The organism is Acinetobacter sp. YH12105, assembly GCF_013419095.1.
In the GTDB taxonomy this organism is placed as follows: Bacteria; Pseudomonadota; Gammaproteobacteria; order Pseudomonadales; family Moraxellaceae; genus Acinetobacter; species Acinetobacter pseudolwoffii.
Genome location: NZ_VPAU01000001.1, coordinates 191,663 through 205,653, shown reverse-complemented (window position 1 = coordinate 205,653; position 13,991 = coordinate 191,663). Strand labels below are relative to the sequence as shown.

Here is a 13,991-nt window from a genome sequence, read left to right as displayed (position 1 = left end):
TTATGACATAAAGTGATCAAATATTGTGTAAGCCTTATAAGAGATCGAGTGAGCCGAAGTAATAAATTGAAAATTTATGCTGTTTTGGTCAACTGTTCCTGAATCGCCCAATCAATATGCACCTGCACAATCTCGTCATGTAACGCCCGTTGATGTTGTAAAGCGTGAACAATCTTTTCATCAAAAGGTGCATTGCCCAGACCAATGGCGATATTGCGCATGAAGCTTTGATAACCTGTACGGCGCATTGGACTGCCTTCGGTCGCACTTAAGAAGGTGGTTTCATCCCATTGCCATAAATCTAGCAAGCTGACCTGATCCAGACCATGTCGTGGATGAAAATCTTCTACCGGGGTGATTTGGGCAAAACTGTTCCAAGGACAAATTAGCTGGCAATCGTCACAACCAAAAACCCGGTTACCAATTCCGCGGCGCAAATCTTCTGGAATAATGCCTTTATACTCGATGGTTAAGTAAGCAATACATCGCCGTGCATCCAGCATATAGGGCTCGACAATGGCCTGAGTTGGACAGATGTCGATACAGGCCGTACAGGAACCACAATGTTTACTGGCAGGCGCATCAAAAGGGAGGTCCAGAGAAGTAAATAGCTCTCCAAGCACAAAGAAAGAACCAGACTTTTTATGAATCAGCAGGGTATGTTTACCTGTCCAGCCCATGCCAGCACTTTCAGCCAGTGATTTTTCAAAAATGGGTGCAGAATCGGCAAAAGGGCGTGATTCAAAATCGCCAACTTTTTCTCGGATTTTTGTCGCCAAGGTTTTTAGCCGACCGCGCATGATCTTGTGATAATCCCGGCCACGGGCATAACGCGCAATAATCGCGGAATTGGGTGCATACGGAACGTAACGTGGCTTTGGAGTCTCGACCAGATAATCCATACGCACGCAGATAATGCTGCGCGTGCCGGGGACAAGTAAGGCAGGATTGGCACGTTTTTCCAGATTATCTTCCAGAAATTTCATGTCGCCATGATAGCCACGATCCAGATATTCCTGTAAGCGCGCTAATTCTGCTTGAGCATCTGGTTTGGCAATGACACAATCAGAAAACCCCAATTCTAGCGCCTGCGCTTTAATCCAGGCTTTTAGCTCGGCTGGATCTTGTTGATAGACTTGAATTTGTGCGTAAGAATCGGGAGTTGTCATAAACCAAAGACAGGGAATAAAAAATGCAGCAACAAGTTTACCATAGCCCTGTTTATCATAGCCAAAGTATTCAAGCATGGGAGCAGCGTTGGTTTCAGCAGCAAAATAGTTCCTATGGTTTGATGCAGCAGGTGGCTTGGTCAGTCACACAGCGTCTGAGTGTGCTATTTAAAGAAAAAAATATACAGAAAATAGCGGTGTGTTGTGGTCAGGGCAATAATGCTGGCGATGGTTATCTGATTGCAAAATATTTAAAACAGGCCGGTTTCGATGTAGATATTTATGCGGCTGAAAAAGGTCAATCAGTGGACTTGGCCAAAGCTTGGCAAGAAGCGCTGGATGCTGGATTGAAAGTAGGGCCGCATTTTCAGTTTAAGCATGAATATGACGCTTATATCGATGCCTTATTTGGCATTGGTTTAAATCGTGAGCTGGATGCGAACTGGCAATCCATCATCCAATTGATCAATGACCAGAAAGGTCTCAAAATCGCGGTTGATATACCGAGTGGACTGCATGCCAATACCGGTCAGCCTTTGCCTATTGCGGTTAAAGCGGATTTTACGTATACGGTTTTGGGCTTAAAGGCAGGACTGTTTACCGGACAAGCTAAGGAATATGCCGCTAAGGTTGAACTGATTTCTGCCATTCCAGTTGATGCCGAACTGCAACCAGTTGCCAAACTTTCCTCACAGCAGATTAAATTACCGAAACGTGAAGCCTTTGGTCATAAAGGCAGTTATGGTCATGTGCTGGTGGTGGGGGGGCATGCTGAAATGGGCGGAGCAGTGATTATGGCAGCAGAAGCGGCATTTGCTGCCGGAGCAGGTAAGGTCACCATTGTCTGTGATGCGAAACACCATACCGCCATTTTGTCTCGTGCGCCGAATATTATGCTGCGTGATATTAATGCTCTCAACATAGAGCAGCGCACAGCCTTAATTCAGCAGGTCGATGCAGTCTGTTTTGGTATGGGCATGGGACGTGATCAATGGGCAAAAGAGCAATATCAGGCATGGTTTGATTTAATTCGAAATTCAGACTTAGACATTGTTTTAGATGCAGATGCATTGTGGTTTTTAGCCAAACAGCCGCAACAATTAAATTCTAAAACTTACAGTACACCGCATCCGGGTGAAGCGGCAACTTTACTTGATTGTAAAACCTTGGACATTGAAACAGATCGGATTCAAGCGATTCATGCCTTAAGGCAGAAGTATGGTGGGCAATGGGTGCTGAAAGGCTCAGGTAGCCTGATTCTGGAACAACAGCTGTATATTTGCACTGCTGGGAATGCGGGCATGGGAACAGGTGGTATGGGCGATGTGCTGGCCGGGATGATTGCCAGTCTAAAGGCACAATTTGCTCAATCCATTCATTTGCATGAAATTGTGACGCTGCATGCACTGGCAGGGGATGAACTGGCCAAAAACGGCGAACGTGGTTTGCAGGCGCAGGACATGAAACATGCAATTTATCAGGTGGTTAATCGTCAAGGCGGCTAATCTGTCTGCAATCAAGCTGAAAATTTCAGGCCAAGTGCGAGGTGTGGGGTAGCGCTACTGGTTTGCTGAGCAGGCTGTGGCACTCGATTTAAAAGGCTAGGTGAAAAATTTAAGTAGTGGTGAAGTGGAGGCTTGTTATTGTTGGCGCAGATTCACCGCTTCAGGAAATGATTGCACGAAGTTGACAAAGAGCCTGCTTGTGCAATCGGACAAGCAATTATTCCAGAGCATCTGCAACCCGACTTAGGTATTCAAGGCTTTAAAATACGGCGCTAAACATTAACGACGACGGCTGCTGACCCGACTGCGGCCACGTGCCATGCCGCCCAAAGCATTGAGTACCGCCATTTTACTCATACTACCTGAGGCATGTGCATGACAAATGGCAGCCGCCAGTGCATCGGCGGCATCCTGTTGCGGTTTGATGCTGAGTTTTAAAATATTCATCACCATCATCTGTACCTGCTCTTTATCAGCAGCGCCATAACCCACTACAGACTGCTTGATCTGGCGCGCCGTATATTCAGCAACTTTTAAATCCAGATTGACCAGCGCGGCAACAGCAGCACCACGGGCCTGACCCAGTTTCAAGGCAGAATCCGGATTTTGTGCCATAAAGACCTGTTCTACTGCGGCTTCTGTTGGGCCATAAAATTTTACAATCCGCTCTACACCGGCAAAAATTCGTTTTAAACGTTCAGGCATTTCCGTGGTTTCGGTGCGGATCGTACCGGCATCGACAAAAGTCAGTTTGGAGCCGTCTTTTTCGATAATTCCGTAACCGGTTAAACGAGAACCGGGGTCAATCCCAATAATTAATGACATGCCTGCACTTTAAAAATAGAATAATGCCCATATTGTTACATAAGCGTATCAAAAAAGCTTGATCCTGATGAAGCAGTTGATTACATCATCCTATTATTTATTTTACTGAGATTAGATTAATTTTCATGAAATTATTTCTTATTATCCTTGCAGGCTTAATCCTAGAAGTATTTGTCTGGATTGGCGTGGGTGACCTCGTCGGGAGCATGTGGTACGTATTTTTCTGGTTTGTGGCTGCATTTTTTATTGGTATGAACCTGATCCGTAAATATTCGGCCGGTGTGATGCCACAGATGCAGCAAATGCAAATGGGGCAGATGAATGCAGATCCTGCATTAACAGGAAATTTACCTAAAATTTTAGCAGGCTTCTTCCTGCTTCTTCCTGGCTTAATTAGCGATGTACTGGCGGTATTAATGCTGATTCCAGCCGTGCAGCAGGTATTTAAAGCTGCCATGATGAAGGCGATGATGAAACGTCAGCAGGCCATGATGGAAAAAATGATGGGTGGCATGATGGGCGATATGGGGGGGGCGCAAGGCCAGAACCCCTTTGCCGAGATGATGCGTCAAATGCAGGATATGCAAAACCAGCAAGCAGGTCGTGGTGATTCAACCATCATTGATGGTGAAGCGCGTGAAGTGAAGCCTGAAGCGAAAAAAATTGAAATGAAAGATATCAATCCAAAATAAGATATTCATCTGCAAAGTTCAAAAGGTTATATTTAAGCCGAATCTGATGATTCGGTTTTTTATTAGAATATTCTCATTAGTTTGAACAAACGTTATAATCATTTTTTATAATTTAACGCTATTTTAATGTCTCTGCTTTTTACCATCTGCCTTCTACATTTTGTTGCTCAACTAAGTCCTGGCCCTGATATTCTACTGATCGCCAAAAGTGCTGCATCTACCACACGCCAAAATGCCCTGAAAATTATTGCAGGTATTTCGGCCGGTATTATCGTGTGGGTGGTACTGACACTGGCCGGATTTACCGTTTTAATCGAGCAGTTTCCATGGGTCCAGCAGGTCTTGATGCTGCTCGGTGGAATATTTCTGGCAAAAATGGGCTGGACAATGCTCAAGGGTGGTGTGCGCAGTTTTAGGAATAAACATCAGCCCGAAGATGATTCCAATGAACTGGCACAACCCGAAAATTACTTTATGTTGGGTCTATGGACCAACCTCTCTAATCCTAAAACGCTGATCTATTTTAGCAGCGTATTTTCACTGGCACTGAGTTCATCAGCCTCGGAATATCTGAAAGCACAACTCGCGGTGATTATTCCCTTGCAGACTTTTATAACTTTCGCTTTACTCATGTTGCTGATTTCACAGCCGAAAATTAAAGCTCTGTATCAGCGTTCAGGGAGTTATATTGATATCGTTTCAGGCGGGCTATTTTTACTCTTTGCGTTATGGTTATGGTATGACGCGCTTATTTTGATGAATTAACTGGATGATCATCCAAAGTGGATTCGGTGGGTTTAAGTGAAGAAGACACTAAATTTTCTTGTGTTTTAATCGCTGTTTGATAGCGGTTGGGTCTTAAGCTGGTTTCGGTATTTTCAGAACCCTGATAGCTAAGGCTACGGTTGGCACGCTCGCGTAATCCACCTTTTTTAATTAACTGAACCATTGCATATCTCCCATTCCAAGAATTGCTATTGTAAATCAAATCTGGCAGCTATGAAGCTGTTTTTCTGCATAGCGATATTGGTATTAAAGCACCATAAAAAAAGACCTGTTTTTCGGAACAGGTCTCTCAATCAGAGCTAAATAAAATTAACGAAGGCCTTTATTTTCTTCTTGTAAAACATCGAGTATAGAGTGTTGTACGGGAACTTCTTGTTGTTGTGATTGCACATAGACGTGCACCACTTTAAATACGATCGCTGTAGCAAGACAGGCCACCAGACACAAAATCCAGAAGCCAAAAGGACTGCGAATATGATGCGAACCGCAATCTGGACATGATTTTTCTGTAGATTCCACTACTTTTTCGCAGCAGGCACATTGATATTGGTAGTGCATTGTTCTTCTCCCAGGATGTTATCCTTTTTTATTCTTCGATCATGAAAGATGATTTATCACCCTATCATAGGAGAGCTTTCACAGGCTTGCAATACGAGATTATCGACAGTTACAGACCATCTATACAGAATCAAAATTAATGACATGCTTATGGCAAGATTAGCAAGAAGATGAATGGACGCAGTGCTTATAAAATATACTGAATCTAAACCGGTAGTTATTGAAAAATAAAGCCCGCTTCAAGCGGGCTTTATTAGGGTTTTGTTAAGGATTACTGACCTGAACGGATGATATAATCAAATGCAGACAGTGATGCTTTCGCACCTTCACCGGTCGCAATGATGATCTGCTTGTACGGCACGGTGGTACAGTCACCGGCAGCAAATACACCTTTCACATTGGTTTCGTTACGCTCATTAATCAGGATCTCGCCACGATTTGACAATTCAACCGCTGTTGCTTTTAAGAAATCGGTATTCGGCAACAAACCAATCTGTACGAAGATACCAGCCAATTCAACAGTGTGCTCTTCATCTGTTACACGGTCTTTGTATTTCAGTGCAGTCACTTGTGAACCGTCACCCACCACTTCAGTCGACAAAGCATTTTTAATCACCGTGGTGTTTGGCAAGCTTGTTAATTTGTCTTGCAATACCTGATCCGCACGCAGTTTGCTATCAAACTCAACCAAAGTCACATGCTCTACAATCCCTGCAAGGTCAATCGCAGCTTCTACACCAGAGTTACCCCCACCGATTACCGCAACACGTTTGCCTTTGAACAATGGACCATCACAGTGTGGGCAGTAGGCCACACCACGGGTTTTGTATTCCTGCTCACCCGGAACGTTCATTTCTCTCCAGCGTGCACCTGTAGACAGGATGACTGTTTTCGATTCCAGTTTGGCACCATTCTCTAAAGTGACTTCAACCAAGCCATCTGCAGTCTCAGAAGCACCTTTAATGTCAGATACACGTTGCAGGTTCATGATGTCGACACCGTATTCACGTACGTGTGCTTCCATTTCAGCAGCAAACTTAGGTCCTTGGGTTTTTTGAATCGAGGTATAGTTTTCGATGTCCATGGTGTCCATGACCTGACCACCCATGCGTTCAGCCACGATTCCAGTTTTAATGCCTTTACGTGCAGCATAGATCGCAGAGGTATTCCCTGCAGGGCCACCACCAATCACCAGTACATCAAAAGCGTCTTTAGCATTGAGCTTTTCAGCCTCTTTTGCTGCAGAGTTGGTGTCCAGTTTTGCCACGATTTCTTCCAAAGTCATACGACCTTGACCGATATGCTGGTTGTCCTGGAACACCATTGGAACTGCCATGATTTTGCGTTCTTCCACTTCATCCTGGAAGAATGCCCCATCAATCATGGTGGCTGTTGTACCCGGGTTGTAAATTGCAATCAGGTTTAAGGCTTGAACCACATCCGGACAGTTATGGCAGCTGAGTGATACAAATACATCAAAATCAGATTTGATTCCTAAGCCTTTAATCGACTCTAAAACTTCAGCAGATACTTTCGGTGCATAACCAGAGCTTTGCAGTAAAGCCAGAATCAGTGAGGTGAATTCATGCCCCATTGGCAGACCTGCGAAGTAGACCCGTGGCTCTTCACCTGCTTTGGCAATACCAAAGCTTGGAGCACGTTGGTTTGTACCATCAAAGCGTGCAGTGACTAAATCAGATAATGCAGCCACTTCCTCAACCAGTTCTTTGATTTTTGCAGATTTGTCGGAATCATTTAAAGTCGCAACCAGTTCAATCGGGCTTTCCAGACGTTCGAGTAGTGTTTTTAATTGGGCTGAAGTATTTTGGTCTAACATTGCTAAGCTCCAAAGGAATAAATATTTATTTGATAAAGCGATATTAGTGCATAAATCAAAATAGGTAAAACAGTTTGTTTTTATAGTATCGATCGGAATTACTGATTTATTGAAAAATGTATCATTAATTTCAGATTTTTATATGGCGTTAGAATAAGAATTTTCAAGTAATTTAACTTGATATTTGCTTAATTCAGTTAGTATTAGGCATCTATAACAGGAGGGCTGAATCATGGAATTACAGCGCGGAATTTATCAGCATTATAAAGGGCAGCTTTATCAGGTATTACATGTCGCCACGCACAGTGAAACTGAAGAAAAGCTGGTGGTTTATCAATGTCTCTATGGGGATTATTCGATTTGGGTGCGCCCTTTAACAATGTTCACTGAAACCATTACCACCAACGATGATCGTGAAGTGGAACGCTTTAAATTAATTCAGGCGCTTTAAGCTAAAAGGCTCAGGGAGGGGCTATGCTAAATCCAGATGAATTTGAAAAATTCATGCATAAATTATATGAAAAATTTCATATGCATGATCTCAAGCAGACAGATCGACTGCAACGATATCGCAATATAGAACCAGAATCAGGTCGATTTTTATCCATGTTGATTCGTGCCCAGCAAGCCAAAGATATTTTGGAAATCGGTACATCCACAGGCTATTCGACTTTATGGCTAGCTGAAGCTGCTCAGCATACCCAAGCAGTGATAACCACACTGGAAATAGATAAAGCACGTGTCACTCAAGCGAAACACTATGCAAATACATTGGGTTTTGAACATCTTATTGATTTTAAAGTGATGGATGCGCAGCAATATCTAGAAGCTTCACAGCAACAGTTTGATTTTATTTTACTGGATGCAGAGCGCGATGCCTATCTAGGCTATTGGAAGCATTTGGCTCGATTACTCAAGCCAAAAGATGGGATACTTCTGGTGGATAATGTCATTTCACATGCAGCAGAAGTGGAAGAGTTTATTCAGCTGATTCAGCAAGATCAGCGTTTTATCATCAGCACTGTACCGGTCGGTGCGGGTCTGCTGATGGTCGGATATCGTGAATCGCATGAGTTTTAATCCATGCAGACTTTATTGAAATGTAAATTATATTCAAGATATTTATATACGAAAGCAGCTTTATCTTCACGTCTGAGCAGGTTGTCATAAATAAATTCAGGTACAGGATGATAGAGCTCTGTATGGCCATTACTATAAACGATTTTCAGGTGGCGGCTTGAGGGATTATATTTCCATGAAATCACTGTAAGCAGTTTTTGCATATGCGTTCCTCCACTGAATATTTATTTTCTTATCATTTGAACTTATGCCATGCCGTGCTGTAGATGTATAGCTATATTGTAAGAATGGGCAGAGGATTGTAAGAAAATAGCTGCAGCGAGAAATTAAAACTTATTTAGCGCAGTTTGATAGATCGCAAAGAAATAGACGATTCAAGCAATTTCGGGATAAATACACACACTCAATCTGCGTGTAAACACTACTTCTAAAATAAATCAAATCAAAAGTTATAAAAAACCACGCTAAAGAGCGTGGTTTTTTTGAGTCAGTTTAATCTAATTAAAATTAGATTTTACCCACTAGGTCGATTGAAGGAGCAAGAGTTGCATCGCCTTCTTTCCATTTAGCTGGGCAAACTTCGCCTGGGTGAGCATGTACATACTGAGCTGCTTTAACTTTACGAAGAAGTTCTTGAGCATCACGACCGATACCACCGGCGTTGATTTCAACGATTTGGATTTTACCTTCTGGATCGATGACGAAAGTACCACGATCAGCAAGGCCGTCAGCTTCGATTAATACGTCAAAGTTTTTAGCAAGCGTCCAGTTTGCATCACCAACCATTACATACTGGATTTTTTTGATTTCTTCTGAAGAATCGTGCCAAGCTTTGTGTGTGAAATGTGTGTCAGTAGAAACTGAGTAGATTTCAACGCCTAATTTTTGGAATTCAGCGTAGTTGTCAGCAAGGTCACCCAGTTCAGTTGGGCAAACGAAAGTGAAGTCAGCTGGGTAGAAGAATACTACAGACCATTTGCCTTTAAGGTCAGCTTCAGTTACTTCAATAAATTGGCCATTTTGGAATGCAGTTGCTTTAAATGGTTTAACTTCAGTATTAATTAAGCTCATCATTGTCTCCATGATTGAGGTTTGTTTTGAATTTCAATTAGCTTATAGAAATTTACTTTATTGGTGAAATGGTATTTTTACATTACAAAAATCGGAAAAACCGAATCATATAAAAATTCTCCATTTTCACAAAATAGCTTTGTTCATTGAGCAGCATCAAGATGATGGCTTCATGACAAAATTATCTCTTTTTCCTCGTGCTAACAAACATGATGCTGAAACTGAAAAATTCAAGGGCAGATCAGGAAAAAAATCCTATTTCCCTCAAAATACTCTCGATATCAATTTGAAAATTAGGCTTATGCTTAAACTTAATCATGTGGACAGGTGATAGTAGCGGGATAATTTGCTCGATTTGCTACGCCGAATTAAGGGAAATGAGACGAGTAAAGCCAATTTGTCCGGCACTTAACAGAACTACGACTATCTGAAAGCCAATGAACCAAGTAAAATAAACTTTTCCGGTTTTTTGATGTGGGTGTTTTCTCTGTGCAGAGTCATTTAAATGTAGATCAATGGATAATGGCGCGTGACCGTCACCGTTTAAATCGACTGAAGAAGGGGAAAGATGCCAATGCCAAGCAGTATCAGGAACTATTTGAAAAATCCAATCTGAAAGTGCGGCAGCGGCTGGAACGTCTTCCAGACATCAAGCTGAATCAAGATTTGCCCGTTACCCAATACGCTGACAAGCTGATAGCCGCGATTCAAAAGCATCAGGTCATTATTGTGGCTGGCGAAACCGGTTCTGGTAAAACCACACAATTACCGCAAATTGCCATGCTGGCTGGACGCGGCCTGACTGGTCTGATTGGACATACCCAGCCACGCCGACTGGCGGCTCGAAGCGTATCACAGCGTATTGCTGAAGAAGTTGGCGAAAAACTCGGGGAATCAATTTCCTTTAAAGTGCGTTTTACTGAACAGGGTTCCCAAGATTCAATTGTACGCTTGATGACCGACGGTATTCTGCTTGCCGAACTGACGCATGACCGCTACCTAAGCAAATATGACACCATTATTATTGATGAAGCACATGAACGTTCGCTGAATATCGACTTCATTATGGGCTATCTGAAGCAGTTACTGCCGCGTCGTCCAGATCTGAAAGTCATCATTACGTCTGCTACACTGGATGTAAACCGTTTTAGTAATTACTTTAATGGTGCACCCATTTTTGAAGTAGAGGGCCGTAGCTTTCCGGTTGAACTGCGTTATCGCCCGATCTCGGAAATGAGCATTGGCGGCAGCGATGATGATGAATTTGATGACTTTGAAGAAAACTTGCCACGTGCAGTGGTTAAAGCAGTTGAAGAATGCTTTCAGGATGCCCAGGAAAAAGGCCATCCCGAACATGCCGATATCCTGATTTTTGCCAGTACAGAACAGGAAATTCGCGAGCTACAGGAAACCCTGATTAAACACGGGCCACGGCATACTGAAGTCTTAACCTTATTTGCCCGTTTAGCCTTGGCAGAGCAGCAAAAAATCTTTAATCCTTCCGGTGGTGGGCGACGTATTATTATTGCCACCAACGTCGCGGAAACAGCGTTGACTGTGCCGAATATTCGTTATGTAATTGATAGTGGTTTTGCGCGTATTTCACGTTATAACTATCGTTCACGGGTGCAGCGCCTGCCGATTGAAGCCGTTTCTCAGGCTGCAGCCAATCAGCGTAAAGGCCGTTGTGGTCGTATTGCGCCCGGTGTCTGTATCCGCCTGTATTCGGAAGATGACTTTCTGAGCCGTCCGGAATTTACTGAACCTGAAATCAAGCGTACCAATCTGGCATCGGTGATTTTGCAGATGCAGAGTCTGGGTTTAGGCTCGCTGGAGGACTTCGATTTTATCGAACCACCGGATCACCGTCTGGTGAATGATGGCCGTAAGTTGCTGATTGAGTTGGGGGCAATGAGTGAGAAAAAATCAAATCGCCCTAAGTCCCCCTTTGATAACGGGGGGCTTGAGAAAGCAGCTCTTGCGACAGAAAAACCCTCCTTTAACAACGGAGGACTTCAAAGCAGTGGATTAACCAAAATCGGTCAGCAAATGGCAAAAATGCCGATTGACCCACGTCTGGCCCGTATGATTTTGGGTGGCGCACATTTTGGGGTTTTAAACGAAGTCTTGATTATTGTTGCGGCGCTCGCGGTGCAAGATCCGCGTGAACGTCCTGCAGACAAACAAATGCAGGCCGACCAGAAACATGCCTTGTTCCGTGAAGCTGATTCTGACTTTTTGTTCTATATAAAACTCTGGGAAACATTGCACGGCAATCGCGAAAGTATGAGTGAGAATAAACGCCGTACATTTGCGCGGAATCATTTCTTGAGCTGGCTGCGTTTACGTGAATGGAAAAAAACCCATGAACAACTGGTGGATTTGGCTCAAGGTCTAAAACTGTCATTTAATGACAAAGCTGCCAGTTATGAAAATCTGCATCGTGCATTACTCACCGGCTTATTGTCGTTTATTGCCAACAAGACCGATGAACGTAATGTGTTTATGGCGGTACGTCAGCAGAAAGCCCGGATTTTCCCGGCATCGACTTTGCATAAGAGCAATACGCCGTGGGTCATGGCTTTTGAGATGGTGGAAACCTCGCAAGTGTATTTACGCACTCTGGCCAAGATTGAACCGGAATGGATACTGCTAGCCGCCCGCGATCTGCTCAAGCATCATTATTTTGAACCGCACTGGTCGAAAAAAGCCGGTGTGGTGAACGCTTATGACCAGATTTCATTATTTGGTCTGATCATTGAGCCAAAACGAGCAATCAATTATGAAAAAGTCGATCAGGCTGCGGCGCATGAAATTTTCTTACGCGATGCTTTAACTACGGGTCATCTCGGTATTAGTCCGCCATTTTTAAAGCATAACTTGCTTAAACTGGAAGAAGTCGAACGGGTTGAGGATAAATTGCGTCGTCGTGATCTGGTGGTAGACGAAGAAACCATTTACCAGTTCTATGCATCTAAAGTGCCAGCTGAAGTGGCCAGCCGCCGTACTTTTGAAGATTGGCGGGCTACGGTTGAGCCTCAGCAGCCACGTTATTTATTTGTTGATGATGATGCATTATGGCTGAATGACCGTCCAACCACACAGCAATTTCCTGACTATTTACGTAATGGTGAACTTCGTCTGGCAGCGACCTATCGCTTTGACCCGAGTCATGATGAAGATGGCGCGACAGTTAAAATTCCACTGCAAGCCTTGGCTCAGGTAGATGAATCAATCTGGTCCTGGGGAATTCCAGGCTGGCGTCTGGACCTGATTGAAGCATTGCTAAAAGGCTTGCCGAAGGACAAGCGCCGTAATCTGGTGCCAATTCCAGATACTGCACGAAAACTCATGGCAAAAGTCGATGTACAGGATCTGCAGAAACATATCTTTGGTTTCCTGGCGTTCCAGTTACGTGGCGATCAAATCACTGAGAAAGATTTCAGCTTTGACCGGGTCGAACAGTATCTGTTACCGTTTATTAAAGTCACTGATGAAAAAGGTCGTGTCATTGAACAGGGTCGTGATTTGTCAGAGCTGAAAGCACGTTGCCGGGCTGAAACCCATAGTCCGGTCAAGCAGCTGAAAGGTGAATTTAAAACCTTCCCGGAAAGTTTTGTGTTTGAAGCCTCACAAAAAGTCACGGGTGTCGTGGTCAAGCAGTATCAGGCGCTGGTGCCGACCAAAGCCTTTGCTGCACTGGAGCAAAAAGATGAGTCGGGCGTGGTGATTCAGACCTTTAACGATCAGGCGGAAGCGATCAAAAAACATCGTGAAGGGGTGATCCGACTGGTGCATATGCAACTGGGAGACCTGATTCGCCAGTTAAAAAAACAGATCTCCAAACCTTTGGCACTGGCTTATTCGCCACTCGGTGACAAGGCCCAACTAGAACAAATGTTAGTTTATGCCACACTGCAAGTGTCCATGAATGAGCTACCTGTCAATGCGCAAGAGTTCCAAAAACTGGTTGAAGATGTAAAAAAATCTTTCTTAAGTCATGGGCAAGTTACCCTGAAAGAGATTACAGATATTTATATCCAGTGGCAGGAAATCCGCCGGAAATTATTGGTTTTAGACCATTCTGTGTTTGAGAAAAATATCAATGATATTGAAGATCAACTTGATTTAATGAGTCTTTCTGACTTTGTATATCGTAAACCATCCGATGTATGGATCGAATTTCCACGTTATTTGAAAGCCTTGATCTTGCGTTTAGACCGCTTGCCCAATAATCTACAAAGGGACAATTCCGCCATTGACCAAATTGATCAATGGATGGAAAAATTGTTCAAGTTTAAAGATGACCCTCGTCTGAAAGAATTGTACTTCATGGTCGAGGAGTTAAGAATCTCATTGTTTTCACAACCGATGAAAACAAAAGCACCCGTGTCTCCAACTCGCTTGCAAAAAGTATGGGATCGTCTTGGAATCAGTTAAGATATAGGTAATTCAGAGAAGGAGTTTT

General features: G+C 43.5%; 13 protein-coding genes. 6 read left to right on the top strand and 7 right to left on the bottom strand.

Annotated elements, in window-relative coordinates:
* Window positions 1-74: 74 nt before the first annotated feature.
* Window positions 75-1,169, bottom strand: a complete 1,095-nt coding sequence (gene queG, locus FTU44_RS01005; RefSeq protein ID WP_180049115.1) for a tRNA epoxyqueuosine(34) reductase QueG — start codon at window positions 1,167-1,169, stop codon at window positions 75-77.
* A 23-nt stretch (window positions 1,170-1,192) separates the two neighbouring features.
* On the opposite strand from queG, the gene FTU44_RS01000 reads away from it, so the two are divergent.
* Entirely contained in the window at window positions 1,193-2,674 is a 1,482-nt protein-coding gene (locus tag FTU44_RS01000; protein WP_180001285.1) for an NAD(P)H-hydrate dehydratase, read from the top strand.
* Window positions 2,675-2,953: 279 nt separating this feature from the next.
* Here the strand turns inward: FTU44_RS01000 and ruvC are convergent, their stop codons facing one another.
* Window positions 2,954-3,499, bottom strand: a complete 546-nt coding sequence (gene ruvC / locus FTU44_RS00995) for a crossover junction endodeoxyribonuclease RuvC (protein WP_004278925.1) — start codon at window positions 3,497-3,499, stop codon at window positions 2,954-2,956.
* A gap of 125 nt (window positions 3,500-3,624) precedes the next feature.
* Here ruvC and FTU44_RS00990 point away from each other — a divergent pair, with 125 nt between their 5' ends.
* Entirely contained in the window at window positions 3,625-4,191 is a 567-nt protein-coding gene (locus FTU44_RS00990) for an FxsA family protein (RefSeq protein ID WP_005170309.1), read from the top strand.
* Window positions 4,192-4,317: 126 nt separating this feature from the next.
* Window positions 4,318-4,956 (top strand): LysE family transporter, encoded by a 639-nt coding sequence (locus FTU44_RS00985; RefSeq protein ID WP_159138587.1) that lies wholly within the window; start codon window positions 4,318-4,320, stop codon window positions 4,954-4,956.
* Here FTU44_RS00985 and FTU44_RS00980 read toward each other — a convergent pair.
* The 3 genes from FTU44_RS00980 to ahpF all read right to left on the bottom strand — a co-directional run bounded on the left by FTU44_RS00980 (window position 4,940) and on the right by ahpF (window position 7,372).
* Window positions 4,940-5,140, bottom strand: a complete 201-nt coding sequence (locus FTU44_RS00980) for a hypothetical protein (protein WP_005170312.1) — start codon at window positions 5,138-5,140, stop codon at window positions 4,940-4,942. The two genes, FTU44_RS00985 and FTU44_RS00980, sit on opposite strands and share 17 nt — an antisense overlap.
* A 146-nt stretch (window positions 5,141-5,286) precedes the next feature.
* Complete coding sequence (locus FTU44_RS00975) at window positions 5,287-5,535, bottom strand: hypothetical protein (protein ID WP_005097376.1); 249 nt, start codon at window positions 5,533-5,535, stop codon at window positions 5,287-5,289.
* A 271-nt stretch (window positions 5,536-5,806) separates the two neighbouring features.
* Window positions 5,807-7,372 (bottom strand): alkyl hydroperoxide reductase subunit F, encoded by a 1,566-nt coding sequence (ahpF, locus tag FTU44_RS00970; RefSeq protein ID WP_180049113.1) that lies wholly within the window; start codon window positions 7,370-7,372, stop codon window positions 5,807-5,809.
* A 232-nt stretch (window positions 7,373-7,604) separates the two neighbouring features.
* Between ahpF and FTU44_RS00965 the strand changes: the two genes are divergently transcribed.
* Entirely contained in the window at window positions 7,605-7,823 is a 219-nt protein-coding gene (locus tag FTU44_RS00965) for a DUF1653 domain-containing protein (RefSeq protein WP_005097373.1), read from the top strand.
* Window positions 7,824-7,846: 23 nt separating this feature from the next.
* Window positions 7,847-8,452 carry an O-methyltransferase gene (locus FTU44_RS00960; protein ID WP_159138343.1) on the top strand — a complete coding sequence of 202 codons (606 nt, stop codon included), beginning with the start codon at window positions 7,847-7,849 and terminating at the stop codon, window positions 8,450-8,452.
* On the opposite strand, the gene FTU44_RS00955 is transcribed toward FTU44_RS00960, so the two are convergent.
* Together FTU44_RS00955 and ahpC are read right to left on the bottom strand one after the other, a co-directional pair.
* A complete protein-coding gene (locus tag FTU44_RS00955) occupies window positions 8,449-8,655 on the bottom strand; it encodes a KTSC domain-containing protein (protein ID WP_159138342.1) in 207 nt (68 codons plus the stop codon). The genes FTU44_RS00960 and FTU44_RS00955 overlap by 4 nt on opposite strands.
* Window positions 8,656-8,959: 304 nt before the next feature.
* Window positions 8,960-9,523: an alkyl hydroperoxide reductase subunit C gene (gene ahpC, locus FTU44_RS00950; protein ID WP_005097370.1), complete on the bottom strand. Its 564-nt coding sequence runs from the start codon at window positions 9,521-9,523 to the stop codon at window positions 8,960-8,962.
* Window positions 9,524-10,012: 489 nt separating this feature from the next.
* Between ahpC and hrpA the strand changes: the two genes are divergently transcribed.
* The gene (hrpA, locus tag FTU44_RS00945) at window positions 10,013-13,963 is read left to right on the top strand and encodes an ATP-dependent RNA helicase HrpA (RefSeq protein ID WP_180049111.1); all 3,951 of its coding nucleotides are present in this window, start codon (window positions 10,013-10,015) and stop codon (window positions 13,961-13,963) included.
* Window positions 13,964-13,991: the final 28 nt, after the last annotated feature.

Bases quoted from the DNA above. Each gene is read 5' to 3' on its own strand.
- queG (WP_180049115.1), bottom strand. From the start codon at position 1,169: ATGACAACTCCCGATTCTTACGCACAAATTCAAGTCTATCAACAAGAT.
- FTU44_RS01000 (WP_180001285.1), top strand. From the start codon at position 1,193: ATGCAGCAACAAGTTTACCATAGCCCTGTTTATCATAGCCAAAGTATT.
- ruvC (WP_004278925.1), bottom strand. From the start codon at position 3,499: ATGTCATTAATTATTGGGATTGACCCCGGTTCTCGTTTAACCGGTTAC.
- FTU44_RS00990 (WP_005170309.1), top strand. From the start codon at position 3,625: ATGAAATTATTTCTTATTATCCTTGCAGGCTTAATCCTAGAAGTATTT.
- FTU44_RS00985 (WP_159138587.1), top strand. From the start codon at position 4,318: ATGTCTCTGCTTTTTACCATCTGCCTTCTACATTTTGTTGCTCAACTA.
- FTU44_RS00980 (WP_005170312.1), bottom strand. From the start codon at position 5,140: ATGGTTCAGTTAATTAAAAAAGGTGGATTACGCGAGCGTGCCAACCGT.
- FTU44_RS00975 (WP_005097376.1), bottom strand. From the start codon at position 5,535: ATGCACTACCAATATCAATGTGCCTGCTGCGAAAAAGTAGTGGAATCT.
- ahpF (WP_180049113.1), bottom strand. From the start codon at position 7,372: ATGTTAGACCAAAATACTTCAGCCCAATTAAAAACACTACTCGAACGT.
- FTU44_RS00965 (WP_005097373.1), top strand. From the start codon at position 7,605: ATGGAATTACAGCGCGGAATTTATCAGCATTATAAAGGGCAGCTTTAT.
- FTU44_RS00960 (WP_159138343.1), top strand. From the start codon at position 7,847: ATGCTAAATCCAGATGAATTTGAAAAATTCATGCATAAATTATATGAA.
- FTU44_RS00955 (WP_159138342.1), bottom strand. From the start codon at position 8,655: ATGCAAAAACTGCTTACAGTGATTTCATGGAAATATAATCCCTCAAGC.
- ahpC (WP_005097370.1), bottom strand. From the start codon at position 9,523: ATGAGCTTAATTAATACTGAAGTTAAACCATTTAAAGCAACTGCATTC.